We start from the raw sequence: 26,856 nt of genomic DNA on the forward strand, positions 1-26,856 counted from the left end.
CAAAAAGCTGCTAATCGACGGGCGATCGCGCCGCGTTGCCGGATATGTCGTCCGGTGCCGCCTTTTTCAGGAAGGTCAGACTGATGAAAACCGGATCCCTCTGTGCTCTTTTTGTTGTTTCCCTGCTGTCTTCGACCGTGGCCGCGCAGGCCGGCGTCGATCCGCTCGTGCCGGTCAAGGAAGTCATGCAGGCGGTCGTCACCAATGCCGGGCCGGACGGCGCCTCGGGCGAAGACAGCGACACGGGGACGGACAACCAGTCGACGGGCGACCAGTCGGCACAGGGCGCCAGTGGCGACGCGCAGGCGACCGACGGCGGCGACGAGGATTCCGACATTCCCTATATCGACTATCTTTCCGACGAATGGCTCGACCGCGATTTCAGCGCCGAGATCGCCAAGCTCTACCGCGAGGGCTCGCAGCGGGCTGCGGAAAAGGACGAACCTTTCATCGACTACGAGCCGGTCATCGGTGCGCAGGATTTCTGCCCGCTGAAGGATGTGGACGTGAAACTCGCCGGTGAAAAGGACGGCGTCTACGATGTGGTCGCCAGCTTCAAGGCCGAGAGCTGCTTCGGCGACGACAACGATTCCGAAGCGGTGACGCAGACGCATTTCCGGGTGATCGAGGAGAACGGCAAGCCGGTGATCGACGACATCGTCGTCAAGCGGGGTGATGAAGAGCAGGACTCGTTCAAGAAGATCATGCAGGATTATCTCGCCCAGAAGCAGTAAGTCACCGGATGGTGACTAGCGGCTCAGCCTTTCGAGGGTTTGAATGTGGCGTGCGATTTGCTGGCGCCCGAGCATCGCGCCGTGGCCGATATGAAAATGTTGACCGCCTACATCGAGCAGCGATTGCAGTTGCATGGCGACAAGGGCTGGATCGTCCTCGAAGGGCGGCCGCTTTGGCGTCTTGAGGCGAATGATGCCGCCAAGCAAGATGCCGGAGGAGATCAGGTCGCTGACGAGCATGTTACGGTCATCCAGTTCGACCGAGAGCGACCCGCCGGTATGGCCGGGCGTATGGCGCACGCTGCCGGCAATGCCGAAGGGGAGTAGGGAAAACACTTCCGCACCGGCAAGTTCGATATCGGCCTCGAAACCGTCATACGCGGCACTGGCGAGGCCGGAGGCCTTGAACAGGCGGCCGAACGGTCCGGTCGGACAATAGTGCACCGGTCTTTCCTGAGCATAGAAGCAACGGTCTTCGCGGTGCGCAAGGATCGGGGCGCCGGTCAGTTCGCGCAGGCGTGCCGCGCCGCCGGCATGATCGACATGCGCATGGGTGACGACGATCAGCCTGACATCGGTCGGCCGCAGGCCCTCTCGCTTCAGGGCTGTCAGGAAGCGGGGCGCCGAGCCGGGGAGGCCGGTATCGACGATGATCGCTCCGCCGTCCGAGATGACGAGATAGGCGTTGATCATATAGAAAGGTGCGATGGGAATTCGGACGATCTTGTGCTGCACTAGTGGATCCCTTCTGCCTGGCTGCCGGCAGCACAGATAAATGCTCGTTTAATCATTGAAAAGAATGCACTTTTTTGTGCGAAACGCACCCGGAGGTAACGATGGACATCAGCGAGTGGCACAAGCTCGATCCCCTCAACTGTCCTGCGGTCCGCGCGTTGGAGACGATCAGCGGCAAATGGAAGCCGGCAATCCTCTTCGCGCTCGGCGGCGGGGTCCGGCGTTTCGGTGAGCTGCAGAAGGCGATCCCAACCATCAGCCACAAGACATTGACGCAGCAATTGCGCGAATTGGAGGATGCCGGCGTCGTTGACCGCCGGGTCTATGCGGTCGTGCCGCCGAAGACCGAATATTCGCTGACGGCATCCGGAGAGGCGCTGGGGCCGATCTTCCTTAAGCTTTACGCGTGGGGCGAAGAGCACGCGGCGCATTGAGGGGTTTCACCCGGAACCTCGGCCCGGCTTCGCGGAACCTTTGATTTCCCCGCCGTTCTGTGCCAGTGAGACGCCGAATTTTGCAAAGACCGAAGGCATCCGATGGCAGGCACCAACAGCGAACGCGAACTTCTGGCCGAAGGCCCGGCGATCATTCTCGTCGAGCCGCAGCTTGGCGAAAACATCGGCATGGTGGCGCGTGCCATGGCGAATTTCGGACTGGCGGAGCTGCGTCTGGTCAATCCGCGCGACGGCTGGCCGTCGGAAAAGGCGCGATCGGCAGCGTCGAAGGCCGATCACGTCATCGACGCCACCAGGGTTTTCGACACGCTGGAGGAGGCGATCGCCGATCTCAATTTCGTCTATGCGACGACGGCGCGCCAGCGCGACGGGTTCAAGCCGGTGCGGTCGCCGGTGATCGCCGCGACAACGCTGCGGGGCCGCTTTAAGGCCGGCGAGCGCACCGGCATCCTGTTCGGACGCGAGCGCTGGGGACTGACGAACGAGGAGGTGGCGCTCGCCGACGAAATCGTCACCTTTCCGGTCAATCCCGCCTTCGCCTCGCTCAATATCGCCCAGGCGGTGCTGCTGATGTCCTATGAATGGATGAAGTCCGGCATGGAGGATCTGGGCGAGACGCCGTTTGCCGCCGTCGAGCAGCGGCCGGCGACGAAGGAGGAGCTGTTCGGCCTGTTCGGGCAGGTGGAAGAGGCGCTCGATGCCCGCGGCTATTTCCGCCCGGAGGGCAAAAAGCCGCGAATGATCGAGAATTTGCGGGCGGTGCTGTCGCGTCGCGCCTTTACCGGGCAGGAGATCAGCGTGCTGCGCGGCGTGTTCGCCACCTTCGACCGCTACAGCCGCAAAAACCCGCGGGGAAAAGGCGCGCCCGAAGCCGTCGATGACGACAGCGAGGGCTGAGCGGCCTTGACGGACCTTTGCCGGGTCTGTTCCATCCCAAGGTGAAACGGAGTCGCCACCGATGCTCGAACGCCTGCGTTTGAGGAACATGCTTCTTGCCGGAGATCCGACCCTCATGCGGCTTCGCCTCGGCAGTCGCGTGGTCGTCAGTGTCTGCCTGTCGCTCGGGCTGATCTACCTGTTTTCAAGCCATGTGCACGCCTTGCCGGTGGCCGCCTACGGTCTCGGCATCATTCTGTCCGTCCAGGGCGTGCTGATGGTCCGTGAAACGACGGGTCCGGCGCAGTTCGTCACCCGCGCGACCGGCGTTGTCGCGGCCGGACTTTCGGTCACGCTTGCGACCCTGCTGGAAGAGTACCGGCTGGTATCGGATCTTGCATTTCTCGCCGTCATCTTCGTCGCCTGCGTCGGACGCGCTTTCGGTCCGCGCTGGAATGCCGTCGGCATGTATGCCTTCATGGCCTACTTCATGGCCGCCTATTTTCATCCGGCCCTTGCAGACGTGCCGTGGGCGACCGTCGGCATCGCGATATCGGCGGCCGTCGCGCAGACGGTGCGTTTCGTCGTCATTCGTGAAAACCCGATTGCCAGCATGCGCGGGGCGGTGAGGGCGACACTGCATCGCTGCGAGGAAATCCTCGTCACGCTGGAAGAGGCCTCGGAGCGGGGCGGAGTGCTTGCCAGGGCGGACAGCGACGCGCTTCGTGTGCAGGCGCAGCGGCTGAAGGGCACGGTGTTGTCCGCCATCGGCGCGCTCGGCCCGGATGAGGGCGGACAGAACGAGGCGGTTGTCGATCTTCGCGTCGGGCTGATCGAACTGCAGCTGGCGGCGGAAAGCGCGATCGTTGCCGCGCAGAAGGCGCTGCCGCCCCGCAGCATTCTGCGGGCCGCCCTCAACCGGGATGGTCAGGGCAACAAGGGTGGCGACAGCGAAGCGTCCGGTACCGAGGCTGATCAGAGCGCTGCGACCATCGCCTGGCTGGCGGATGCGCGATCGAATGTCTTGCAGCAGGCGGCGAAAATCACCGCTCTCGCATCGGCGTCTCCAGTCTCCGGCAGTTCAGGACCGGTGCGGCTGAGCTTCAAGCATCCGGCGGTCAGGACGGCCATCCAGATCACGCTTGCGGCGGCGATCGCCATGGCGGCTGGACTGGCGCTTTCGCGCGAACGCTGGTTCTGGGCGGTTCTCAGCGCCTTCCTCGTGTTCATCAACACCCAGTCACGTGGCGACACGGCGATGAAGGCGGTGCAACGCGCGGTCGGGACGCCGGTCGGCATCGTTGCCGGTCTTGTCCTCGCCGTTGCCTTCGGCGCGCACCCGCTGATCCTCGCCTTCCTGGCGCTCGCCAGCATCTTCCTCGCCTTCTACAACCTGCCGGTTTCCTACGGCCGGATGACCTTCTTCATCTCGATCGTCATCGCGCTTGCCTATGCGCTGATGGGCGTTCTGACGCTCGACCTGATGTGGCTTCGCGTCGAGGAAACACTGATCGGCTCGGTCGCGGGCATTCTGGTGTCGGCGACAGTCTTTCCGACGCGCACGCGGGCGACCCTCAACAAGGCAGAAGCGGACTGGTATGCGGCATTGAAGTCCTTGCTGGAGGCGACGCGGTCTGAGGAGCGCGGTGCCGAGTTGATCGACCTGTCGCACCGGCTGGACAAGGCCTATGGCAAACTTGTGACGGCGGCGCGGCCGCTCGGCGCGCCATGGCAGCTGGTGGTCCGCCCAGGCCATGTCCGTCAGACACTGGCCCTGCACCGCGCGGCGACCTATTGGGCGAGGTTGTTCGCGCGCAATGTTTCCGTTGGAAATGCCAAGAGGACGGAGCCGCTTCTCGCGCTGATCGGCGATCTGCTGTCGGAGATCGACGCGCTGGCGGAGCGAAAGGCGGATTGTTTCTATCTTGAGCGGCTGCGCACCAGCGCACGCCTTGATACTGCCAATTTCGAGAGGCGAAAGATAAGCGACAGTCTCGGCATGCTGGAAGCGACACTGACGCGCTTCTATCCCGATGCCGATGCTCCTTCCATGGCGGGGTGACGGGTGGCAATGGCATTGAATGCGCAGGGTGATGGCGGCGACCGACCGGTTCTGGTGTTCGATTCGGGAATTGGCGGGCTGACGGTCCTGCGCGAGGCGCGAGTTCTGATCCCGGAGCGCCGGTTCGTCTATGTCGCCGACGACGCCGGTTTTCCCTACGGAAACTGGGAAGAGGCGGCGCTGACGGAGCGCATTCTCACCCTGTTTGCCGAGCTGATCGCCACCTATGATCCGGTGGCTTGCGTGATTGCCTGCAACACCGCCTTCACGCTGGCGGGCGCGGCGCTCCGGGCGGCATTTCCTGACATGACATTCGTGGGGACCGTGCCGGCCATCAAGCCGGCGGCTGAGCGGACCCGTTCGGGCCTCGTCTCCGTGTTGGCGACGCCGGGCACCGTGAAGCGCGCCTATACCCGCGACCTCATCCAGTCCTTTGCCAGCCAGTGCCATGTCCGCCTCGTCGGCTCGGTCAATCTGGCAGCGATGGCAGAGGCCTATATTCGCCGCGAACCCGTCGACACTGACGCCGTGCTCTCCGAGATCAGCCAGTGCTTTCTCGAAAAGGATGGCCGCAAGACCGATATCGTCGTGCTTGCCTGTACTCACTACCCGTTCATGGCGAATGTCTTTCGCAAACTGGCGCCCTGGCCGGTGGACTGGCTCGACCCGGCCGAGGCGATTGCGCGGCAGGTGCGCCGTGTGGTGCCAGAAACGGCTGGCGGCGGAGCAGGGGAAGCGCAGGACACCGCGTTCTTCACGTCCGGCAGTCCGGACTTTTCGACGGTTCGGCTGATGCAGGGTTTTGGTCTCAAGGTAGCGGCACGGTGAGGGCCGGGTCGCCTGCCGGCGCATGATGCTCGCCAGTCACCCGCAATAAGGTCTGTGGCAGAAAAACCACAGGTTGCGCCTATGCGCGTGATGCGGGAAATGGCGGCTTGTGCAAAGCCGGTCCTCATGTATCTTGCCATCATCCAACACCAACCTCAGAAGGGGGCGTAAGATGTTTAATGCTTTTTCTACGACACGCCTCGGTGTTGGCGCCTCTCGACGTGGCTGCTTCCCTGCCGGAATCGTCGTGGGCATTGCGGGTTATCTCACCCGCATGTGATCGCCTCACGGGGCACCTTCCTAAAACCTGAATGACGTTTCGCCACAGGGGACAATTGTGTCCTCATTTCCGGCGATCCGTCCAAAACTTCAACCTCAACAAGGGACCGGTCCGTCCATCGTCGGGCCGGTGCAAAAGGTAACATTATGGAACAGCAAACTGTTCGTGCGGACAGCCTCGCTTTCGCACTGGATGACATGATCAACAAGCACGGCGCGTGGCAGATGCTCGCTGCATTCGCCAAGGCGCTGCATCGGCGTCGCCAGACCGTCGTCAAGCTGAGGGAGGCGCATCTGGATGATCGTCTCCGGCGCGACATCGGCCTGCCCGCCGAGCCGCGGGGTCCCACTCAACTCAACGGAATGCGTCCGCTGAGCGTCTGGGACGTCAGATGGTGATTGTTCATGCCCCGGGCTGCGAAGGCGGCCCGGGGCTTCTTTTCATGTCGGGGAATGCGGTTTTAGGAAAGGTGCCCCGGGCATCGGTCAGTCGTACTGGTCTTCCATGTCCTGAAGACGGTGGAAGGTCTCTTCCATGACCTCTGCCAATTGCAGGCATTGCTCGATCGGTGTCGGCGACAAGGTCTTGTCGATGACCTCCGTCTGAATTTTCAGTGCCTTTTCAGCTATGTCGCGACCGTGCTCCGTCAGGCTCAGCCGCAGCACGCGCTTGTCGCGCGGATCGCCCTTGCGCTCGATCAGGCCGCGCTTTTCCATCTGCGGCAGCAGCATGCTCATGTTGGAGCGGCCAACCAGCAGTTTGCGCGCAAGTTCCTGCTGGGTCAGTCCATCGTGCCTGTAGAGATTGGCGAGGATATCGAGATGCGGCGGCTTGATGTCGAGGTCTGCCAGGGCGCGGGTCAGAACCTGTTGCATCAGCTGGCAAGCCCGTCCGACGGCGATCCAGCTGCGGAAACGTGGATGATCCCAGGGCAGGGATTGATTTTTGTTCATCGTTGTACTTTATTGTTCATCATTGAACATTAATCGGATTTCTCACTATGGCATCGTTTTCGTTGAAGGTCACCCGGCTGGCGTTGCATGCAACCGAAAAGGTGTCGCCGAGGCTTGCCGGACGGCTGGCGTTCGAATTGTTCAGCCTGACACCGGCGCGACAGCCGAAGGGTGATCGGGCGAGACGTGTCTTTCAGGCCGGCGAGGCCCTGTTTTCTGCAGCGGAGAGAATCAGCTTTACGACCGGTCAGGACAGGGTTGCCGGGTACCGGTTTGGCGCAAGGAACCAGACTGCGCCGACGGTCGTGGTAGTCCATGGCTGGGGTTCGCGGGCGGAATATATGGCGCCGCTGTCGGCGGCCATTGCCAAGCTGGGCTTCGAGGTGATCGTCATCGACTTTCCGGGCCATGGCCGCTCCTCGGGCAACCGATTCAACATGCTGAAGGCGGTGCAGGCGATTGCTGCAGCCGCGGACTTGTACGGCCCCTTCGACAGTGCCGTCGGACACTCCTTTGGCGGCGCGGCGCTGATGGTCGCTGCCGGCGGAATCATCCCCTCCATCCCGCCGGTAATGCCGGGAAAAATCGTCACGATCGCCTCGCCGAGCGAGATGGCGGGTGTCTTTCGGCGGTTTGCCGGCATGGCCGGACTTTCCCGGAAGGGGCTGGGCCACATGATGGAGCGGGTCCGGCATGTCGCCGGTGTCGGCATCGAGGCCTTCGACATTGCCGCCGGCATGGACCGGCTGTCGATCCCGGTGCTGACGGTTCATGCCGAGGACGACAAGGAGGTCGCGGCCTCGCACGCCCTGCGCTACGCCAACAGCGGTGGCGATGTGCGCCTCTACTGGGCAAACGGCCTCGGCCATCGGCGGATCATCAGCGATGCGGCCGTCATTGCCGAGGTCACCGCGTTTTTGAGGCAGGTTGAAGGTAGCGCGGTGGCCTGACGGATTTCCGTTCTCGGGCGAGTGTGATAGCAACAGCCATCGTTCTGCAATCCGAGGATGTTTCCATGTCCACCATCACGTCGATCGAAGCGCTTGAGGCCATCTATGGCGGCTTGTCCGGGCTTGCCGATGCATCGGTGGCGAAGGTGACGTCGCATCTGACGGCGGAATACCGGCAGATGATCGAAGCCTCGCCCTTCGTGGCGCTCGCCACTGTCGGCCCGGAAGGTCTCGACTGTTCGCCGCGCGGCGAACCGGATGGCGTCGTGACGATCGAGGACGACAGGACGGTTCTGCTGCCGGACTGGCGCGGCAACAACCGGATCGATTCGCTGCGCAACATCGTGCGCGATCCGCGGGTGTCGCTTATGTTCCTGATCCCCGGTTCGGCCACCGTGATGCGGGTGAACGGCCAGGCGGTGATCACCACCGACCCGTCGGTCGTCGACCGCTTCGAGATCGATGGCAAAAAGCCACGCACCGTGATCGTCACAACGATAGACGAGGTCTATTTCCAGTGCGCCCGTGCCGTCATGCGGGCCGATCTCTGGAACCCGGAACGGTTTCACGATGCCTCTGCATTGCCGAGCGCCGGTGCGATGATCAAGGCAGCCAAGGCGGGCTTCGACAAGGATACTTACGATCGCGAATGGCCGGAGCGTGCCCGCAAGACCATGTGGTGACGCGTGCCGGGTCTACAGGGTTGTGAACGCCGCGACCCAAAACGCAAGAAGCGCCCACGATGGGCGCTTCCAAGCTTGTGCACTGGCGCGTGTTTCTACCGCTTGTAGATCAGCCAGCCCTTCTGGAATTCCTTCTTCATGCCGTCTTCGAAATGGGCCGACTTGTTGCGGCCGGCATTCTTGGCGCAATAGAGCGCGATGTCGCACTTGTTGTAGAGATCGCCCGGATCATCGGCCTGGCCGGCAAGGCATGAGCCGAGCGACATGGTGATGGGTCCGTAGTTCACGCCGGTCTTGGAATTCTTGAACGGCGTGCGCTCGAGCGACATGCGGATGCGTTCGCAGATGTTGACGAGTTCTTCCTCGCTGGTGCCGTCGACGATAAGCGCGAATTCCTCGCCGCCGGTGCGGGCGACGAAGACGTCGCGGCGGAGGTTGGCCTTGATGACGTTGGCGACTGTGGCGAGAATCTTGTCGCCGACCGGATGGCCGTAGGTGTCATTGACGCGCTTGAAGTGGTCGATGTCCGCGATCACCAGACCGACATTGTTGCGGCCGAGAGGGCTGTCGTAGATCGAGGCCAGCTTCTCGTCGAAGGCGCGGCGGTTGCTGAGGCGCGTCAGCGAATCGGTGTTGGCGATACGCTTGTATTCGTCGAGCTCCTGCCGGACCTGATCCATCTCCTGCGACCTGACGACCACGCTCTCCACCGTCTTGGCGCCGTGAGCCATCGTATTGCCGGTGGCGTCGCTCAAGAGCTGGATGGCGTTGCGCAGAAGGTCGGCGCTCGAGGTGTTCTTGGTCGAGATGCGGCTGTAGGTCTCGCCGAGCAGCTTGCTGTAGCTTTCCAGCGAGGACTGTTCCTGCTTGAGCAGGCGCATCAACGAATCCAGTTCTCCGAGGATGCGTGTGTGAGCATTGTCCACGACGCGCGGCTGATGGGCGGCGAAGTATCGTTCCCCGATCGAATCGAGTTCCGCCTGGGTTGCCTTGCCGCCGAGGCTCGCAAGTTCCTTCGTCAGTGTCGGATTGGAGCCGATATAGGCTTCGTAGAATAGTTCATAGTTCCTGGGAATGGGTGCGACGCCCATTGTCCGCATGGCGTAGGTGACTTGCCCCGCGATGTCAGGCACATGCGCCTTGGAGGCTGGTAGGCCACTCATGACAGGCTCCGAAGAAAGAATTCAGCTTATGCAATTATTTTCGAGCATAGGCAGAAATTCTTTGGAAAGGATTAAATCAGCGAAATCTGAAGCATCGCTTGCCGACGTTTCGTAACGTCAACCGGTTATATGCTGTGAAATAAATAATTGATATGAAACGGCTTTATTTGTCTTTTTCTGAATGAGCGCGGCGACCGTAATCTTGGTCGCCGCGATCATTTTTGGGTAATATACTAACCGAGGTTCAGTTCCTGAAAGAAGTCATTGCCTTTATCATCAATGACGATAAAGGCTGGGAAGTCTTCGACTTCGATTTTCCAGACGGCTTCCATGCCGAGTTCCGGATATTCCAAAACGTCAACCTTGCGGATGCAGTCCTGTGCCAGGCGCGCAGCCGGGCCGCCGATGGAGCCGAGATAGAAGCCGCGATGCGTCTTGCAGGCCTCGCGCACCTGGCGCGAGCGGTTGCCCTTGGCCAGCATGACCATGGAGCCGCCAAATGACTGGAACTGGTCGACGTAAGAGTCCATGCGGCCCGCGGTCGTCGGCCCGAACGATCCGGATGGCATGCCTTCCGGCGTCTTGGCCGGACCGGCGTAGTAGACCGGGTGGTTCTTCATGTAGTCCGGCATGCCTTCGCCGTTTTCCAGCCGTTCGCGGATCTTCGAGTGGGCCAGGTCGCGGGCGACGATGATCGTGCCGGACAGCGACAGACGCGTCTTGACCGGATGCTTCGACAGTTCGGCGAGAATGGCGCTCATCGGCTGGTTGAGGTCGATCTTGACCACGGAGGAGGAGAGGGCGGCCTCATCGACCTCCGGCATGTATTTCGACGGATCGGTTTCGAGCGCTTCGAGGAAGATCCCGTCCCTGGTGATCTTGCCCTTGGCCTGGCGGTCGGCGGAACAGGAAACGCCAAGCCCGATCGGCAGCGACGCGCCGTGGCGCGGCAGGCGGATGACGCGGACGTCGTGACAGAAATATTTGCCGCCGAACTGGGCGCCGACGCCCATCTGCTGGGTCAGCTTGTGGATTTCCTTCTCCATTTCGACGTCGCGGAAGGCGTGTCCGGATTCCGAGCCGCTGGTCGGAAGAGCGTCGAGATATTTGGTGGAGGCGAGCTTTACCGTCTTCAGGTTCATCTCGGCCGATGTGCCGCCGATGACGATCGCCAGATGGTAGGGGGGGCAGGCTGCCGTTCCAAGCGTCAGGATCTTCTCCTTGAGGAAGTCGATCATCCGGTCGTGGGTCAGCAGCGATGGCGTTCCCTGATACAGGAAGGTCTTGTTGGCCGAGCCGCCGCCCTTGGCGACGAACAGGAAGTCGTAGCTGTCGGTGCCTTCCTCATATATGTCGATCTGGGCCGGCAGGTTGTTCTTGGTGTTCTTTTCCTCGAACATCTTGATCGGCGCGAGCTGGGAATAGCGCAGATGCTTGTGTTCGTAGGCGTCGAGAACGCCCTTGGCGAGCGCCGAATAGTCGCCGCCTTCCGTCCAGACGCGGCGGCCCTTCTTGCCCATGATGATGGCCGTGCCAGTATCCTGGCACATCGGAAGCACGCCGCCGGCGGCGATGTTGGCGTTCTTCAGGAGATCGTAGGCGACGAAGCGATCATTGTCGGTCGCTTCCGGATCCTCGAGGATCGAGGCGAGCTGCTTGAGGTGCGCGGGACGCAGGAGGTGGTTGATGTCTGCAAACGCAGCCTCGGCGAGCAGCCGCATTCCCTCCGGCTCGACCGTCAGGATTTCCTGCCCCTTGAAGGTGTCGACCGAAACATGGTCGGAGGAGAGCTTGCGGTAAGGGGTTTCGTCCTTGCCAAGCGGAAAAAGGTCGTCAGCCATATGCAATGCCTTTCATGCCGAGAAAGCGGGAAATATCCCGCATTCTCTATGCGTTGCGGTGCACAAATGCAATTGCTTCAACGGCAGGATTGTCTGGTGGCGGTTGGCGGGCAGGAAAGAGCGATGCTAACAAATATTGTTAGTTCTTGTTAGCTGCTGTATTGTCCGCCCATGAAGAACGAACCGATGAAAACCCTTACCATCTCCCTTTCGCCCCAGCAGGTGCTGCGCCTGCAAGGGGCAGTGAAATCCGGCGCCTACGCCTCCAACAGCGAAGTCGTGCGCGATGCGCTCAGGCTTTGGGAGGAGCGGGAGGAGAAAAAGCGACTTGAAGTGAAGCTGCTTAGAAAAGCCTATGAAGATGGGATTGCGAGCGGCGAGCCACGGGAAATCGACCCCACCGCCTTTCTGGCAGAGTTGAAGGCTGCCTTCGACAAAACATGACCCGCATCAACTACAGTCCGAAGGCGGAGCAGGACCTTCGAGACATCTGGCGCGCCGTTGCCGAAAACAATCCGGATGCTGCGGACAGGTTGCTCATGCGCATCTTCGACAAGATCGAGCTGGCGGCCGGGCAGCCGCAGATGGGGTCACCACGTAGTGATGTGAGTCCAAGGCTCAGGATACTGATCGAAGGGAATTACATAGTGTTGTACGAGCCCACGAACGACGGCATTTTTGTCATTGCCGTCGTTCACGGGGCGCGCGATCGCGATAACTGGCTCGAATAAGCCAGTTCATATCAATCCTTCGGCCCAATCATCAATTCCGGCCGGACGATCGCATGGTAGTCCTCGGCGCTCACCAGTCCGCTCGCCAGCGCCTCTTCCTTCAGCGTCGTGCCGTTCTTGTGTGCCGTCTTGGCGATCTTTGCGGCATTGTCGTAGCCGATCTTGGGCGCGAGCGCGGTGACGAGCATCAGGGAGCGCTCGAGCCCGGCCTTGATGTTGTCCTCGCGGGCCTCGATGCCGACGACGCAATTGTCGGTGAAGGAGACGGCCGCATCGCCAAGCAGCTGGACCGACTGCAGGAAGTTGTAGGCCATCATCGGATTGAAGACGTTCAATTCGAAATGCCCCTGGCTGCCGGCGAAGGTAAGTGCGGCATTGTTGCCGAAGATGTGGGCGCAGACCTGGGTCATCGCCTCGCACTGGGTCGGGTTGACCTTGCCCGGCATGATCGACGAACCCGGTTCGTTTTCCGGCAATGCCAGTTCGCCCAGGCCCGAACGCGGACCGGAGCCGAGGAAGCGGATGTCGTTGGCGATCTTGAAGCAGGCCGCGGCGGCGGCATTGATCGCGCCGTGGGCGAAGACCATGGCATCATGGGCGGCCAGTGCTTCGAACTTGTTCGGGGCGGTCACGAAGGGCAGACCGGTAATCTCGGCGATATGATTTGCGACCTTTTCCGCGAAGCCGACCGGCGCATTCAACCCGGTGCCGACGGCGGTGCCGCCCTGGGCAAGTTCGTACAGGCCGGGCAGGGTGGCCTCGATGCGCTTGATCGCGGAGGCGACCTGCGCCGCATAGCCGGAAAATTCCTGTCCGAGCGTGAGCGGCGTGGCGTCCTGCGTATGGGTACGGCCGATCTTGATGATATCGGCGAAGGCCTTTGCCTTTGCGTCCAACGCATCATGCAGGTGCTTGAGCGCCGGGATCAGATGACGGACCGTTTCCTCGGCGCAGGCAATGTGCATCGCCGTCGGATAGGTGTCGTTCGACGACTGGCTCATATTGACGTGATCATTGGGGTGGATCGGCTTCTTGGATCCCATGACCCCGCCGAGCATTTCGATTGCCCGGTTGGAGATCACCTCGTTGGCGTTCATGTTGGACTGCGTGCCCGAGCCCGTCTGCCAGACGACCAGCGGAAAGTGGTCGTTGAGCTTGCCGTCGATGACTTCCTGTGCTGCCGCGGCGATCGTCCTGGCCAAGTCCTTGTCGAGCTGGCCCAGCTCCATGTTGGTGAGTGCCGCCGCCTGCTTGACGATGCCGAGGGCCCGGACGATGGCCGGCGGCTGCTTTTCCCAGCCGATCTTGAAATTGCCGCGCGAGCGTTCGGCCTGGGCGCCCCAATACCGGCTCGCGTCGACTTCGATCGGGCCAAAAGTGTCGCTCTCCGTCCGTGTGGTCTTGTCCGTGCTCATAGCTGACTCTCCGTATCATGTTTTGTGGGAACATATAGGGCAGCCGCGCCCCTGTTGAAAATGCTCGCCACCACAAAAAGCGCGGTTGAATAATTCGACAATTCATGATTTCTGGAAATATGGAAAAGAAGGCAGCCCTTTTGGCGCTCTCGGCGCTCGGTCACGATGTCAGGCTGGACATCTTTCGTCTTCTGGTGACGGAGGAGCCGGACGGGCTCGTCGCCGGCGATATTGCTGCTGCGCTGAATATGAAAGCGAACACGCTTTCGGCCAACCTGGCAATCCTGTCGCAGGCCGGATTGATCTACGGCGTCCGGGAAGGCCGCCAAATTCGGTATCGAAGCGAACTTTCGACGATGGCCGGTCTGCTTTGCTTTCTGACAGAAGACTGCTGCAAAGGCGATCCCGCGGTCTGTGCGCCGCTGGTCGGCGATCGCAAATGCTGACCGCGAGGCCGTCATGACATCATCGCGCAAGCTTGTGGCCGAGCTTCTGGGAACAGCACTGCTGCTGGCGACCGTCGTCGGGTCGGGCATCATGGCGGAGAGGTTGTCGGGTGGAAATGTCGCCATCGCCCTTCTCTGCAATACGATCCCGACCGGGGCGATCCTTTTTGTGCTTATCACAGTTTTCGGCCCCGTCTCTGGTGCGAATTTCAACCCTGCCGTTACGATGGTCTTTCATCTTCGCAGGGAGGTTTCCCTGGAGATGGCGTTTGGCTATGTCGTCATGCAGGTGACAGGCGCTATCATCGGCGTCTGGGCGGCGCATCTGATGTTCGATCTCGATCTCCTGCAGTATTCCGACAAGGTGAGAAGCGGTCCCGGCCAGTGGTTTGCCGAGGGCGTGGCCACCTTCGGGCTGGTGACCGTGATCCTCGGGGCATTGAACGCCAGGCCGCAAGCGGTGGCGGCCTGCGTTGGGCTTTATATTACAGCCGCCTACTGGTTCACCGCGTCGACGTCGTTTGCCAACCCGGCGGTCACGATCGCCCGCACCTTATCGCGCACGTTTGCGGGCATTCGTCCGCTCGATGCGCCGGCCTTCGTCGCGGCTGAGTTCGCTTCGGCTTTGCTGGCATTTCTGTTCTGCCGCTGGTTTCTGGTTCGATCGAAGCCGGCCGGCTGAGCCTCTGACGGCATCTGCCCGCAATTGTTCGCCTTCTGATCGTGCCATTTTTGACACGCCGTTTCGCTTTGCGGTTTGCCTGCCTGCCGTTGAGTGAAATGGGGCGAGCCGGGGCTTCTTGTGTTCATAAAAAATTAAGATGTATTTTCATAAAATTAACCAAGAAATCGGGATGGAGTGTAGTCATTTCACGGAATTGTGACAGGTCAAACAACGGTCACGGTTTTGCCAATTTCTTTTCAATTTAAGTCTTATCGGCTAAACAGGGCGACGGGAGTCCTGGCTGATTTGCGGCCGATGGGCGTTGCGGTCTTGCCTGGGCAGCGGCAAACCGGAAAATCATCGCAGAATGCCACTGAAACGGTGCCTTGTAACTTTCCGACCGGAAGAGGCGGGCACCAAAACTGGACTGAATTACGGGAACTGGAAACACGTATGACCCTTACTAAACATGCATCCGCATCCATGTTGGCAATTGCGCTCGGTTGCGCGGCGGCGGCGGGTGCGGCGGCGCCGGCCCATGCGCTCACGCTGATGGACATCATCCGCGGCCGGACCAGCGAGCGTAATGTTTCCCAGCCCGCTCCCGGCCAGGTCCAGCCGCAGTCCTCACGCAACCTGATCAGTGCCGACGATTACGATCCCACGCCGACGGTGTCCTCGCCGCGCTACTACACCTACAAGCCGGAAGCGATGCGGCTGGTGAAGATTGCCGTCAAGGCCAACAAGGGGACCGATGAAATCACCACCGGTTCCGTCAACGAGGACGGATCCAGCGTCGTCAAGGTCTCGACCGATACGGCCGTGGATCAGCGCCAGTCGCTGGCCGATGCGCGGGTGCGGGCGACCAATGACATTGCCGGCGCCGTCGAAGCCTATTACGGCAGCGGCCAGCCGCTGATCTGGGTTTCCGGCATGCAGGTGACCGACAAGGCCAAGGCCGCCGTCGCCAAGCTCGAGGATGCGGCCTCCGTCGGGCTCGACCCGTCCGACTATGCGGTCAAGGTGCCTTCAGACAGTTTTGACGCTGCCGATCCCGTTGCCCGCAACCAGGAACTCATGCAGTTCGAACTGGAACTGTCGACCAAGGTGCTTGCCTATGTCCAGGACGACATTCGCGGTCGCGTCGATCCCAACAAGATTTCCGGCTATCACGATTTCAAGCTGAAGACGGTCAACCTGAAGGCCATCCTGCCGATCCTTTCGCTGTCGACCGATGTGGCGAGCTATCTCGACAAGCGTCAGCCGACCGAGCAGCATTTCCAGGAACTGAAGGCTGAGCTCGCCCGCCTGCAGGCCGAGGCAAAGGATCAGGACCAGATCGTGATCGCGCCCGGTACCTTCATCAAGCCCGGCATGAGCGATCCGGAACTGGCGAACGTCGTTGCCGCCATCCGCAAGCATGGCACCGAAGACCTGAAGACCAGCTTCGCGCCGGTGCTGGCAAGCTATCAGGGCACACCGGACTACACGCCGGAGCTGGTCGACCTCGTCAAGGGTTTCCAGAAGGAAGCCGGCCTCGGTGCTGACGGCATCATCGGCAAGAACACGATCAACGCGATGGTCGGCGAAACCAACCAGGCGAAGATCAACAAGATCGTCGCCGCCATGGAGCGTTCCCGCTGGCTGCCGAACAATCTCGGCCCGCGCTACGTCTTCATCAACCAGCCCGCCTACAAGGCCTATTACATCAATGGAGGCCAGGAGCAGCTGTCGATGAAGGTCGTGGTCGGCCAGCCGAACCACCAGACCTATTTCTTCCAGGACGAGATCCAGACCGTCGAGTTCAATCCGTACTGGGGCGTTCCGCAGTCGATCATCATCAACGAGATGCTGCCGAAGCTGCGCCGCGACCCGAGCTATCTCGACCGCAACGGCTATGAGGTCAGCTATAACGGCCGCAAGGTTTCGTCGTCGGCCATCGACTGGAGCCGGGCACCGCGCGTCGACGTGCGTCAGTTGCCGGGTAGCAGCAACGCTCTGGGCGACCTGAAGATCCTGTTCCCGAACGCGCATGCCATTTACATGCATGACACGCCGGCCAAGAGCTTCTTCCAGCGCGATGTCCGCGCCTTGAGCCACGGCTGCGTGCGTCTTGCCGAACCGCGCCAGATGGCAGCGGCGGTGCTTGGCGAGAACGTCGATTACGTCAACCAGGAAATTGCCAGCGGACAGAACCGCGCCGTGCCGCTGCCGCAGAAGTTCCCGGTCTACGTCTCCTATTTCACCGCATGGCCGAACAAGGACGGTGTCGTTGAGTATTTCGACGACGTCTACAGCCGCGACATGTATCTCGACCGCGCCTTCAAGGCGACGAGCGACGCCCGCGCCAACAGCTGAGCGGAAAGCGGAAGCAACGGAATAAAAAAGGCGGCTCTCGGGCCGCCTTTTTCAATCGATGTCCAGGCGTTTCAAGCGCTGGTCAGCTCTTTGACGAGGCCGGGGGTCAGCTCGTCGTAATGCGTGATGATCCGTCCGGGAGATAGTTCCGCCACCGGAACGTCCGAATAGCCGAACGGCACGGCGATCGAGGGCACGTTGGCGTTGCGGGCGGCCATGATGTCGTTGACGCTGTCGCCGATCATCACGCTGCCGCCGAGCGTTCCGCCGGCGCGCGCGATGGTTTCCGTCAGGTGGCGGGCATCGGGCTTGCGCACCGGGAAGGTGTCGCCGCCGGTGACCGCGGCGAAATGCCCGGACAGGCCGAGACCGTCCAGCAGCCGGACGGCGAGCGATTCCATCTTGTTGGTGCAGACGGCCAGCTTGTAGCCGGCGCCCGAAAGCCGCTCCATGGCGGCGATGACGCCGGGGTAGGGCGTGCTTTCTCCCGGCATGCCGGCACGGTAATGCTCGACGAAGACGCCCATCAACTCGGTCAGCCTGGCCTCGTCGATGCTTTCTCCGCGCATGGAGAAGGCGCGTTCGATCATCGTGCGTGCGCCCTGTCCGACAAGAAAGGTCAGATCTTCATAGGTGACCGGCGCGAGGCCCGCCGTGCCGATGGTGTAATTGATGGTCGTCACGAGGTCGGTGGCAGTATCGATGAGCGTGCCATCGAGATCGAAGACGACGACTGGCGAGGTCATGGGCGGCCTTTCTTTTTGAGCGGGAGCGATTGAGGTTCGGTAAGGGATGGCGGGCCGGAATGCAATGTCCGGTTTCGATCGCTCTTGGGGCTTTCGTTTGGCGCTTCAGCCGTGTAAACAGCAGTCCGGTGCAATAAAGGGAGGAACGCGGCGCATGGACGCCCGTCAAATGAAGATCAAGGCTGCTGCTGCGGCGCTTGCTCACGTCGAGAATGGAATGCGTCTCGGCATCGGTACGGGATCGACGGCCGAGGAGTTTGTCCGGCTGCTGGCCGAGAAGGTTGCCGACGGCATGGCCGTCGAGGGCGTACCGACATCCGAGCGGACCGCAAGGCTCTGCCTGGAACTCGGGGTTCCACTCAAATCCCTTGACGAGTTGCCCCATCTCGATCTGACGATCGACGGCGCCGACGAACTCGATAGCCGGCTGCGGCTGATCAAGGGTGGTGGCGGCGCGCTGTTGCGCGAAAAGATCGTCGCCACGGCCTCCGACCGGATGATCGTCATTGCCGATGAGAGCAAGGTGGTCGAGACGCTGGGCGCCTTTCCGCTGCCGATCGAAGTCAATCCGTTCGGCAGTGCCTCAACGCTTCTCGCCGTCGAGAAAGCGGCCTCCCGGCTTGGTCTTTCGGGTGCCCTGACATGGCGCCACACGCGGGACGACGAGCTGTTTACGACCGACGGCGGACACTACATTCTGGATGCATCATTTGGCCGTATTCGTGATGCAGAGGCCTTGTCGGCAGAACTTTTTTCAATAGCCGGTGTGGTGGAACACGGGCTGTTTATCAACATCGCTTCGCTTGCAATCATAGCCGGCGCCGACGGCGTGCGGACCCTGCAGGCAACATAGGAAACAGGAGCTTGAAGCGTATGATGAAATTCGCTGGTCTTGGCCGCGCGGCAATCGTGACCCTTATTTTCTCCGGTCTGGCGTTCGGATCCGTGGCTAGGGCCGAGGACCCGAGTGAAGCGCAGGTCAAGGAGGCCTACACTGTGCTCGACGCACTTGGCGCCACCGCCCCGTTTGACAACATCCTTCCGCAGATCGCCTCCAGCCTGAAGACCCAGCTCATCCAGGCATCTCCGAACCTGGAGAAGGAAATCAACGACATTGTTGACGAGCAGGCATTGGTGATCGCCAAGCGTCGCGGCGACCTCGAGCATGAGGCGGCCGTCGTTTACGCAAAGGAATTCACCCTCGACGAGCTCAAGCAGATCGCCGCCTTCTATTCTTCGGACCTCGGCAAGAAGTTCCTGAAGTACAATCCGATCGCCGCCCGCGAACTGAACAAGGCCGCCCAGATCTGGGCTTCGGGCGTTTCACGGGATCTGTCTGTCGCCGTCGCCAAGGAAATGGATTCAAAGATCAAGGCCCAGCAGCCGGCTCCGGCCGCGTCCGACGCGGCTCCGGCCCCCAAGCCCTGATCGCCTTAACACGCGCGTTTCGAAAAGCCCGGTTCGCCGGGCTTTTCTTTTTTGCATGACAGGCCCATATGGCTTAGGCGTTTCACATTCAAATTTCCTGCTGCACTCCGGAGTCGCCCATGCCTTCCTTTGATTATGATCTCTTTGTCATCGGTGGCGGTTCCGGCGGCGTGCGCAGTGCCCGGCTGGCGGCTTCCATGGGCAAGAAGGTGGCGATCGCCGAGGAATATCGCTTTGGTGGCACCTGCGTCATTCGCGGCTGCGTTCCGAAGAAGCTCTTTGTCTATGCCTCGCAGTTCAGCGAGCACTTCGAGGACGCCGCCGGCTTCGGCTGGACGGTCGGGGAAAGCCGGTTCGACTGGAAGGCGCTGATCGCCGCCAAGGACAAGGAGATCGAACGGCTGGAGGGTCTCTACCGCAAGGGTGTCACCAATGCCGGCGCGGAGGTCTTCGAGACGCGGGCGCTGATCGAGGGGCCGAATGCGGTGCGGCTGGTCAGCACGGGGCATGTGGTCACCGCCGAGCGCATATTGATCGCCGTCGGCGGTGCGCCAAACCCGCACGAGGCGCTGCCGGGCCACGAGCTCTGCATCTCCTCCAACGAGGCATTCCACCTGGAGGCGCTGCCGAAGTCGATCCTCATCGCCGGTGGCGGGTATATCGCCGTCGAGTTTGCGAATATCTTCCACGGGCTCGGTGTCGAGACGACGCTGGTCTATCGCGGCAAGGAAATCCTGTCGCGCTTCGACGTCGACCTCAGGCGCCGGCTGCATGAGGCGATGGAAGCCAAGGGCGTCCGGATCATCTGCCACGATGTAATCGAGGAGGTGCGCGAGACGTCGAGCGGTGCCCGTACCGCGCGGCTGAAGGGCGGCGAGGTGTTGAACGTCGACCAGGTCATGCTGGCGCTCGGTCGCGATCCGTACACGAAAACGCTGGGGCTCGAAAATGCCGGCGTCGAGACGAACGCCAAGGGCGCGATCGTCGTCGACGAATATTCGCGGACGAATGTCCATTCAATCTTCGCTCTCGGTGATGTCACCGATCGGGTACAGTTGACGCCCGTCGCCATTCACGAGGCGATGTGCTTCATCGAAACCGAATACAAGGGCAATCCGACCTCTCCCGATCACGACCTTATCGCCACTGCCGTCTTCTCGCAGCCGGAAATCGGCACGGTGGGTTACGGCGAGGAGGAGGCCAGCAAGGCGTTCGAGGAAATCGAAGTCTATCGGGCAGAGTTTCGTCCACTGAAGGCGACGCTTTCCGGTCGAACGGAAAAGACGCTGATGAAGCTGATCGTCAATGCGGCGGACCGTAAGGTGGTCGGGGCACATATTCTGGGTCACGATGCCGGCGAAATGGCGCAGATTCTCGGCATCACGCTGAAGGCCGGATGCACGAAGGACGATTTCGACCGGACCATGGCCGTGCATCCGACTGCGTCCGAAGAACTGGTGACGATGTATCAGCCGACCTACCGGATCAGGAACGGCGAGCGGGTCTGATCGGCTCGCTCGTCAGCCTGTGAGCTTCGGATAGTTGATCACCTTCTGGAAGAGCGCCTTCATCGCGTCGGAAATGCCTTCCGTGGGGGAAACCTCAAAGAACAGGCCGTCGCTGGCGCAGGACTTCATCTGGGTCGGGATCTTGCTCTGGAACGGTTTGATCCAGGTATTGTACCAGCCATTTTTCGGCAGAGGCAGATAGGTGGTGTACAGCACGGCGATCTTGATGCCCGCATCCTTCAAAGGCTTGCAAAAGGAGATATCGATTGGCTCCTGGCAGCGGCCGTTTGTCGTGGGTTGCGTGCAGGTAGAGGGCTTGTAGCTGTCGCCGACGCCATCCGATACGAAGAACAGGACTTTTTCGGGAGAGCTTGCGCTCGAACCGTCGCCACCCTTGCCCATGTCGACGGCAATTTTTGTCATTGCGGTATCGATCGAGGTCTGCTGGTCGCCATTATAGTTCTGATACGGAATGGTCATCAGATCGACGGCGTCGGCGTCTTTGCGCACCTTCGACATATCGGATGACAGATCTGCAACCTTGGTCAGGCCGGCAGCTTCGGCCTTGCTTCCGAAGGTGTAGACTGCCATCCGGAACTGGTTGGCGTAACGCTTGGTTTCGTCGGCTGTGGTGGTGAGGTTCTGTGTTGCCTGGCGAACGACATCGATGCGCGTCTGAACGCCGAGTTTCTTGGCGAGATTATAATAGCTATTCGAGTTGGACATGTCGTGACAGGCGAAGGCGCAACTATCCGAGGTATTTTTCTCCATCGTGGAAATATCGGCTGTCGTGGCGCCGACGCCCATCGATGGCGTATTGTCCAGCAGCATGTAGAAATCCATGTAGGTGGCGCCGTCATACCGGGACGTCGCCGTGCCGGATATCGCGATCTGCTTCCAGCCGAGGATGCCCATCAACGTCGTGGGGACATGGGCCTGGTAGGTCAGCGTCGCCGTAAACACACCCTTCTTGCGCTTGACCGTCAGGCTGACCTTGTCGATCAAGGATTTGGCTTGTTCGCTCATCTGAGCCTGGAACAGGGCCTTGGCATCCTTCTGGGCAACCTTGACGGTGCCGTTTATATCGTTGTTGATGCCGGTCACCACGCCGATCGACTGCTCGGAAAGGGCCGCGACAACTGCTGTGTCGGCAGAGTTCTGGATTTCCTGGTGAATCGAATAGGCATAACCGAAATCGATGGCCGCGCCCGACATCCCCACAAGTGGGACAAGGCACAACCCGAAAAGCATGCCAAAATTGCCGGATCGATCCGAGCAGAGTTTGCCGATTGCCCGCTTCATCTTGCCGTCGCTTTGCCCCGATGTCGTTGAGGCTGTTTAAATCCCTTTATATTGACGGAGTTAGCACGACAAAGCTTAAAGCGTTGCTAAGTGTGGCAGAAACGGGGCAAATGTCGCCATCTTGCTTAACAAAATCTTTCCGAGCCCCGTGTCGGCTGTGCATTCGATTGGCGCTATACATGGCGGCTGTCAGGCGCTATAAGCCGCCCACTTGAAGAGGACGTATCTCCGGGCTCAATGGTCCGGACCGTGAGTAGGTGATTGACATGGCACAGACTTGGACACCCGACAGCTGGCGCAACAAGCCCATTCAGCAGGTGCCGGATTATCCGGATCAGGCAGTTCTGAAGGCAACGGAAGACCGGCTCGCCACTTTTCCGCCGTTGGTATTTGCCGGTGAAGCACGCCGTTTGAAGTCCGCGCTGGCAAGCGTTGCCAATGGCGACAGCTTCCTGCTGCAGGGCGGCGACTGCGCCGAAAGCTTTGCTGAACACGGCGCCGATAACATCCGTGACTTTTTCCGCGCCTTCCTGCAGATGGCCGTCGTGCTGACGTTCGGCGCACAGCTGCCGGTCGTCAAGGTCGGCCGCATTGCCGGCCAGTTCGCCAAGCCGCGCTCCTCGAACATCGAGAAGCAGGGCGATGTGGAGCTGCCGAGCTACCGTGGCGACATCATCAACGGCATCGAGTTCACGCCGGAGGCCCGCATTCCGAGCCCGGAACGCCAGATCATGGCCTACCGTCAGTCGGCCGCGACGCTGAACCTTCTGCGCGCCTTCGCCATGGGCGGCTACGCCAATCTCGAAAACGTCCACCAGTGGATGCTCGGTTTCGTCAAGGACAGCCCGCAGGCGGAACGCTACCGCAAGCTCGCCGACCGCATTTCCGAGACCATGGAATTCATGCGGGCGATCGGGATTACGTCGGAGAACAATCACTCGCTGCGCGAGACGGATTTCTTCACCAGCCATGAGGCGTTGCTGCTCGGCTACGAGCAGGCGCTGACGCGTGTCGATTCCACCTCCGGCGACTGGTACGCGACCTCCGGTCACATGATCTGGATCGGCGACCGTACCCGCCAGCCCGACCATGCGCATGTCGAATTCTGCCGCGGCATCAAGAACCCGATCGGTCTGAAGTGCGGTCCGTCGATGACCGCCGATGGCCTGATCGAGCTGATCGACATCCTGAACCCGGCCAACGAAGCCGGTCGCCTGACGCTGATCTGCCGTTTCGGTCACGACAAGGTGGCCGACAACTTGCCGCGCCTGATCCGCGCCGTCGAAAAGGAAGGCCGCAAGGTCGTCTGGTCCTGCGATCCGATGCACGGCAACACGATCACGCTCAATGGCTACAAGACCCGTCCGTTCGAACGCGTCCTGTCGGAAGTCGAAAGCTTCTTCCAGATCCACCGTTCGGAAGGCACGCATCCGGGCGGCGTTCATTTCGAGATGACCGGCAAGAACGTCACCGAATGCACGGGTGGCGCCCGCGCGCTGACCGGCGACGATCTCGCCGACCGTTACCACACGCATTGCGACCCGCGTCTCAACGCCGACCAGGCGCTCGAACTCGCCTTCCTGCTCGCCGAACGCATGAAGGAAGCCCATGACGAGAAGCGCATGGTCGTCAACGGCTGATCAGCGGCGCTGATCGATCGTTTCAGTCGATTGAACTTGCATTCGAAGGGCCGGCAGCGATGCTGGCCCTTCATCATTTGCGGGGATAAGAACGATGCCGACCAACAGTGAAAACCATTCCGGCGGATGCCTTTGCGGTGCAGTCCGCTTTCGCGCCCATGGCGAGCTTGGCAGCGTCGTTGCCTGCCACTGCAGCCAGTGCCGAAAGCAATCGGGGCATTTCTGGGCATCGACCGATGTTCGTGACGACGCGCTTGAGGTCGATGGCGCAGAAAAGGTCACCTGGTATTCCGCGACGCCAGGTATCGGTCGTGGCTTCTGCAGCGTGTGCGGGTCATTCCTGTTCTGGAAAAGGGACGGCAGCAGCCATACGTCGGTCGGAGCGGGCGTGTTCGACCCGCCGACTTCGCTTGTTCTGACGCGGCATATCTATTGCGCCGACAAGGGCGACTACTACGCGATCGGCGACGACCTGCCGCAGTTTCCCGGCTCCAGCGCCGGCTGATATCCGCTATTGCAAGGTTGCGTCGTCAACCGGTCGCTCGAGCGCCTGGGCAAGTCGGGCGACGTCTTCGCGCAGCCTGGCGATCTCGCCCAGCACCTGCATGTCGATCTTCTGGTGCAGGGCGAGCACTTCGAGTTCGGCCTTCAGGTTGACCTCGTAGTCCTTGGCTGCCTCGAAGCGGTCACGGGCCGCCTGCCGGTTCTGCGACATCATGATGATCGGCGCCTGGAGCGCCGCCAGCATGGAGAGGACCAGATTGAGGAAAACGAAGGGGTAGGGGTCGAATACATCGCGGGTGAGCAGTACCGTGTTGGCGATCACCCAGAAGGCCATGAAGACCCCGAAGCTCATGATGAAGCTCCAGGATCCGCCGAAGGTGGCAATGTTGTCTGCGAGCCGCTCGCCGAACGTCTTGTCGGCGTCGAAAGCCTCGTTGGTATCCGTCGACAGCGTCCGACGCTCGCTGATGTATTTCAGAACACGTCTTTCGGATTCGCCGAGTTGCTCATGCGATTTGCCGAACAGTTTCTGGGCAAGGTCGATCGGTTTCATGGTGTCAACCGTCTGTGGCCGATGGGCGCGAGGGATCAGGTGCCGGTATCTATAGCACCGGCCCTTTCCGGGAAGAACCGTTTCAAGCCGTATTCCTTGCCGAACATCATGTCGTGCTGCAGGTACCGGTAGTCACGGATCAGCGGTGCGACGCCCTTCTTCTGTTGCCATCCGGAGACATCGTCGCCCGAGACCTGTTCCAGCATGTAGCGGTCGAGGATATCGTAGTGCTTGGCGACATCACCGAGGAAGCCCGTGTAGTAGGGATGTTCCAGCCCGGCGAGCTTGAGGATGCGGTAGGGCAGCAGCGCGGGGCTGATCGTGCCGATGTCCTTGACCGGCCCGGTCTTGCTCGACCAGATCAGGAGCGGCGTTTCGTGTTCCCGCTTCATTTGATCGGCAGGGGCACGGCGCAGGGCGGTCTGCTGCTCCATGTAACCGCCGCTGACATAGGCGGTTCCAAGCGGCGGCAGATGGTCGCCGAAGAGGACGATGATCGTCTCGCGATCGCGGGTCTTCGCCCATTCGGTCAGGCGCTTGAGGCTGTCGTCGGCCTCCTTGACGCCCTGGGCATAGGTGGCGACGCGCTCGCGGTCGTCTTCCGGAATATTGCCGTCGACGGAGATCGTGTTGACCTTGTAGCGGTGCGGCTCATAGGGGCCGTGACCCTGCAGGGTGACGGCGAAGAAGAAGAAGGGTTCCTCGACGTCGTCCGCCTCGCGCATGATTTCCTTCATCAGCGACTCGTCGGAGGCGAAGATGCCGCGCTTTTCCATGGGCGGCATCTTGTCTTCGGACATGAATTCGTCGAAGCCGAAGTCCTTGTAGACGTTCGAGCGGTTCCAGAACCATTCCTGGAAGGGATGGATGGCACGTGTGGTGTAGCCTTCGCTCTTGAAGAAGGTGGCGAGCGACGGCAACGGGCGGCGGACATACTGCTGGTAGGGAATGCTGCCCCACGGCAGGAAGGCATTGGAGAAGCCGGTCAGCGCCTCGAACTCGATGTTCGGCGTCATGCCGCCGAATTCCGGCGAGAAGACGTGTCCGCCCTGGATCGACCGGATGAAGGGCATCGGGTCGGGCGAAAGCTTGACGTTCGGAAGCCGGGTCGGATCCCAGAAGGACTCGCTCATCAGCACGATGACGTCCGGCTTCTGGCGGTAGTTCGCCGGTACGGCGAGGCCGACCGGCTCCTTCTGGATCGCACCGATCGCATCCGGGCCGTAGCCGGCCGGTGCGGCAACATGGGCCATCGGCACGTTGAAGATGAAGGCGAGGATGAAGCCGTTGTGCTTGTAGTTTTCCTTCTGGTCCCACATCATCGGGATTGCCTGCAGGCGGTCGCGCAGCCAGAAGAACTTCGAATAGTCCATCATGTGGGCAAAGCCGGCGATGAGCGGCAGGGCGACGGCGAGCCGCAGGATGCGCTGACGGGCGGACAGGCGCGGGAAGGTGCGCCAGGCGAAGATCCAAGAACCAATGACGGCGGCGACAACAATGACGGTGCCGACGGCAAGCAGGATCGCGGTCATCGGCCGATCGCTGACGAGCGCCGGCATCAGTTCCATAATCTGTCGGCCGAACAGCATGTCGGACGGATAGAAGGGGTCGGACAAATAGAGCTGCTTCTGCGCGTTGACGATGGCCATGCCGACCAGCAGCGGCGCGAAAATCAGGATGGCCTTGTGCTCGCGGCCGAGCAGGGCGTCACCGGCCAGATAGGCGAGGAAGACCACGCCGACGGTCGTCCAGGACGGCTGGCTGAGGGTTGCGAAATAGGAGAGGGTTTCCGGCAGCGATCCGCGCGAGATCCATTCGACGAGAAATACGGTCACAAACGACAGGAAAAGCGTGGCAATCATCGCCGATGCAAAAACCATCGCCTTGTGACTGCGGCGGATAGCGGTATCGCCGTCGTCAAGATAGGCATTCTGGGCAGGCGCGCCGGATATGAAATAGGCCAAGGAAATCTCCGGATTTCACAAAAGTTTCATGCAAGCG

General features: G+C 61.0%; 27 protein-coding genes. 18 read left to right on the plus strand and 9 right to left on the minus strand.

The features are described 5' to 3' along the window. Nucleotides 1-83 precede the first annotated feature (83 nt). Complete coding sequence (locus NN662_RS08705) at nt 84-734, plus strand: hypothetical protein (RefSeq protein ID WP_261929887.1); 651 nt, start codon at nt 84-86, stop codon at nt 732-734. Between the two features lie 15 nt (nt 735-749). On the opposite strand, the gene NN662_RS08710 is transcribed toward NN662_RS08705, so the two are convergent. Next, nucleotides 750-1,469 (minus strand): MBL fold metallo-hydrolase, encoded by a 720-nt coding sequence (locus tag NN662_RS08710; RefSeq protein WP_261929888.1) that lies wholly within the window; start codon nt 1,467-1,469, stop codon nt 750-752. A gap of 101 nt (nt 1,470-1,570) precedes the next feature. Between NN662_RS08710 and NN662_RS08715 the strand changes: the two genes are divergently transcribed. From NN662_RS08715 to NN662_RS08735, 5 genes are all read left to right on the plus strand, one after another. Continuing rightward, nucleotides 1,571-1,903 (plus strand): winged helix-turn-helix transcriptional regulator, encoded by a 333-nt coding sequence (locus NN662_RS08715; protein ID WP_261929889.1) that lies wholly within the window; start codon nt 1,571-1,573, stop codon nt 1,901-1,903. Nucleotides 1,904-2,005: 102 nt separating this feature from the next. Continuing rightward, nucleotides 2,006-2,821 carry an RNA methyltransferase gene (locus NN662_RS08720; protein WP_261929890.1) on the plus strand — a complete coding sequence of 272 codons (816 nt, stop codon included), beginning with the start codon at nt 2,006-2,008 and terminating at the stop codon, nt 2,819-2,821. A gap of 61 nt (nt 2,822-2,882) precedes the next feature. Further along, nucleotides 2,883-4,862 carry an FUSC family protein gene (locus NN662_RS08725; RefSeq protein WP_261929891.1) on the plus strand — a complete coding sequence of 660 codons (1,980 nt, stop codon included), beginning with the start codon at nt 2,883-2,885 and terminating at the stop codon, nt 4,860-4,862. Nucleotides 4,863-4,871: 9 nt separating this feature from the next. Continuing rightward, a complete protein-coding gene (gene murI, locus NN662_RS08730; RefSeq protein WP_261929892.1) occupies nt 4,872-5,690 on the plus strand; it encodes a glutamate racemase in 819 nt (272 codons plus the stop codon). A 426-nt stretch (nt 5,691-6,116) separates the two neighbouring features. Then, nucleotides 6,117-6,368, plus strand: a complete 252-nt coding sequence (locus NN662_RS08735) for a hypothetical protein (RefSeq protein WP_261929893.1) — start codon at nt 6,117-6,119, stop codon at nt 6,366-6,368. Between the two features lie 87 nt (nt 6,369-6,455). Here the strand turns inward: NN662_RS08735 and NN662_RS08740 are convergent, their stop codons facing one another. Further along, nucleotides 6,456-6,923: a MarR family winged helix-turn-helix transcriptional regulator gene (locus tag NN662_RS08740; RefSeq protein WP_261929894.1), complete on the minus strand. Its 468-nt coding sequence runs from the start codon at nt 6,921-6,923 to the stop codon at nt 6,456-6,458. A 47-nt stretch (nt 6,924-6,970) separates the two neighbouring features. On the opposite strand from NN662_RS08740, the gene NN662_RS08745 reads away from it, so the two are divergent. Both NN662_RS08745 and NN662_RS08750 read left to right on the plus strand, forming a co-directional pair. After that, on the plus strand, nt 6,971-7,873 hold the full coding sequence (locus tag NN662_RS08745) for an alpha/beta hydrolase (protein WP_261929895.1): 903 nt from the start codon (nt 6,971-6,973) through the stop codon (nt 7,871-7,873). A 65-nt stretch (nt 7,874-7,938) separates the two neighbouring features. Then, on the plus strand, nt 7,939-8,556 hold the full coding sequence (locus tag NN662_RS08750) for a pyridoxamine 5'-phosphate oxidase family protein (RefSeq protein ID WP_261929896.1): 618 nt from the start codon (nt 7,939-7,941) through the stop codon (nt 8,554-8,556). Between the two features lie 95 nt (nt 8,557-8,651). Here the strand turns inward: NN662_RS08750 and NN662_RS08755 are convergent, their stop codons facing one another. Then, the gene (locus tag NN662_RS08755) at nt 8,652-9,719 is read right to left on the minus strand and encodes a GGDEF domain-containing protein (protein WP_261929897.1); all 1,068 of its coding nucleotides are present in this window, start codon (nt 9,717-9,719) and stop codon (nt 8,652-8,654) included. Nucleotides 9,720-9,952: 233 nt separating this feature from the next. Then, a complete protein-coding gene (locus tag NN662_RS08760) occupies nt 9,953-11,560 on the minus strand; it encodes a fumarate hydratase (RefSeq protein ID WP_261929898.1) in 1,608 nt (535 codons plus the stop codon). 186 nt (nt 11,561-11,746) lie between these two features. Here NN662_RS08760 and NN662_RS08765 point away from each other — a divergent pair, with 186 nt between their 5' ends. Together NN662_RS08765 and NN662_RS08770 are read left to right on the plus strand one after the other, a co-directional pair. Beyond that, the gene (locus NN662_RS08765; protein ID WP_261929899.1) at nt 11,747-12,004 is read left to right on the plus strand and encodes a type II toxin-antitoxin system ParD family antitoxin; all 258 of its coding nucleotides are present in this window, start codon (nt 11,747-11,749) and stop codon (nt 12,002-12,004) included. Next, nucleotides 12,001-12,291, plus strand: coding sequence for a type II toxin-antitoxin system RelE/ParE family toxin (locus tag NN662_RS08770; protein WP_261929900.1), 291 nt, complete (start codon nt 12,001-12,003; stop codon nt 12,289-12,291). Before NN662_RS08765 ends, NN662_RS08770 begins: the two co-directional genes overlap by 4 nt. A gap of 11 nt (nt 12,292-12,302) precedes the next feature. Here NN662_RS08770 and fumC read toward each other — a convergent pair whose 3' ends face one another. Then, entirely contained in the window at nt 12,303-13,706 is a 1,404-nt protein-coding gene (fumC, locus tag NN662_RS08775; RefSeq protein WP_261929901.1) for a class II fumarate hydratase, read from the minus strand. A gap of 140 nt (nt 13,707-13,846) precedes the next feature. Here fumC and NN662_RS08780 point away from each other — a divergent pair, with 140 nt between their 5' ends. The 3 genes from NN662_RS08780 to NN662_RS08790 all read left to right on the plus strand — a co-directional run bounded on the left by NN662_RS08780 (nt 13,847) and on the right by NN662_RS08790 (nt 17,174). After that, complete coding sequence (locus NN662_RS08780; RefSeq protein ID WP_315972588.1) at nt 13,847-14,152, plus strand: metalloregulator ArsR/SmtB family transcription factor; 306 nt, start codon at nt 13,847-13,849, stop codon at nt 14,150-14,152. Nucleotides 14,153-14,165: 13 nt separating this feature from the next. Beyond that, a complete protein-coding gene (locus NN662_RS08785) occupies nt 14,166-14,834 on the plus strand; it encodes an aquaporin (protein WP_261929903.1) in 669 nt (222 codons plus the stop codon). A gap of 435 nt (nt 14,835-15,269) precedes the next feature. Continuing rightward, nucleotides 15,270-17,174, plus strand: a complete 1,905-nt coding sequence (locus tag NN662_RS08790) for a murein L,D-transpeptidase (RefSeq protein WP_261929904.1) — start codon at nt 15,270-15,272, stop codon at nt 17,172-17,174. Nucleotides 17,175-17,245: 71 nt separating this feature from the next. On the opposite strand, the gene NN662_RS08795 is transcribed toward NN662_RS08790, so the two are convergent. Next, nucleotides 17,246-17,920, minus strand: coding sequence for an HAD family hydrolase (locus NN662_RS08795; protein WP_261929905.1), 675 nt, complete (start codon nt 17,918-17,920; stop codon nt 17,246-17,248). 154 nt (nt 17,921-18,074) lie between these two features. Between NN662_RS08795 and rpiA the strand changes: the two genes are divergently transcribed. The 3 genes from rpiA (at nt 18,075) to gor (ending at nt 20,856) form a co-directional block, all read left to right on the plus strand. After that, on the plus strand, nt 18,075-18,773 hold the full coding sequence (gene rpiA / locus NN662_RS08800; RefSeq protein ID WP_261929906.1) for a ribose-5-phosphate isomerase RpiA: 699 nt from the start codon (nt 18,075-18,077) through the stop codon (nt 18,771-18,773). A gap of 20 nt (nt 18,774-18,793) precedes the next feature. Further along, complete coding sequence (locus NN662_RS08805; protein WP_261929907.1) at nt 18,794-19,348, plus strand: DUF2059 domain-containing protein; 555 nt, start codon at nt 18,794-18,796, stop codon at nt 19,346-19,348. A 119-nt stretch (nt 19,349-19,467) separates the two neighbouring features. Next, nucleotides 19,468-20,856: a glutathione-disulfide reductase gene (gene gor / locus NN662_RS08810; RefSeq protein WP_261929908.1), complete on the plus strand. Its 1,389-nt coding sequence runs from the start codon at nt 19,468-19,470 to the stop codon at nt 20,854-20,856. A 12-nt stretch (nt 20,857-20,868) separates the two neighbouring features. On the opposite strand, the gene NN662_RS08815 is transcribed toward gor, so the two are convergent. Next, on the minus strand, nt 20,869-22,158 hold the full coding sequence (locus tag NN662_RS08815; RefSeq protein ID WP_261929909.1) for a TadE/TadG family type IV pilus assembly protein: 1,290 nt from the start codon (nt 22,156-22,158) through the stop codon (nt 20,869-20,871). 266 nt (nt 22,159-22,424) lie between these two features. Here NN662_RS08815 and NN662_RS08820 point away from each other — a divergent pair, with 266 nt between their 5' ends. Beyond that, nucleotides 22,425-23,798: a class II 3-deoxy-7-phosphoheptulonate synthase gene (locus tag NN662_RS08820; RefSeq protein WP_261929910.1), complete on the plus strand. Its 1,374-nt coding sequence runs from the start codon at nt 22,425-22,427 to the stop codon at nt 23,796-23,798. A gap of 94 nt (nt 23,799-23,892) precedes the next feature. Further along, nucleotides 23,893-24,303 carry a GFA family protein gene (locus NN662_RS08825; RefSeq protein WP_261929911.1) on the plus strand — a complete coding sequence of 137 codons (411 nt, stop codon included), beginning with the start codon at nt 23,893-23,895 and terminating at the stop codon, nt 24,301-24,303. Nucleotides 24,304-24,309: 6 nt separating this feature from the next. Here the strand turns inward: NN662_RS08825 and NN662_RS08830 are convergent, their stop codons facing one another. After that, nucleotides 24,310-24,855, minus strand: a complete 546-nt coding sequence (locus tag NN662_RS08830; protein ID WP_261929912.1) for a DUF1003 domain-containing protein — start codon at nt 24,853-24,855, stop codon at nt 24,310-24,312. A gap of 35 nt (nt 24,856-24,890) precedes the next feature. Then, a complete protein-coding gene (locus tag NN662_RS08835) occupies nt 24,891-26,819 on the minus strand; it encodes an LTA synthase family protein (protein ID WP_410010918.1) in 1,929 nt (642 codons plus the stop codon). Nucleotides 26,820-26,856 lie beyond the last annotated feature (37 nt).

It is taken from the genome of Rhizobium sp. NRK18 (assembly GCF_024385575.1).
Classification (GTDB): Bacteria; Pseudomonadota; Alphaproteobacteria; order Rhizobiales; family Rhizobiaceae; genus JANFMV01.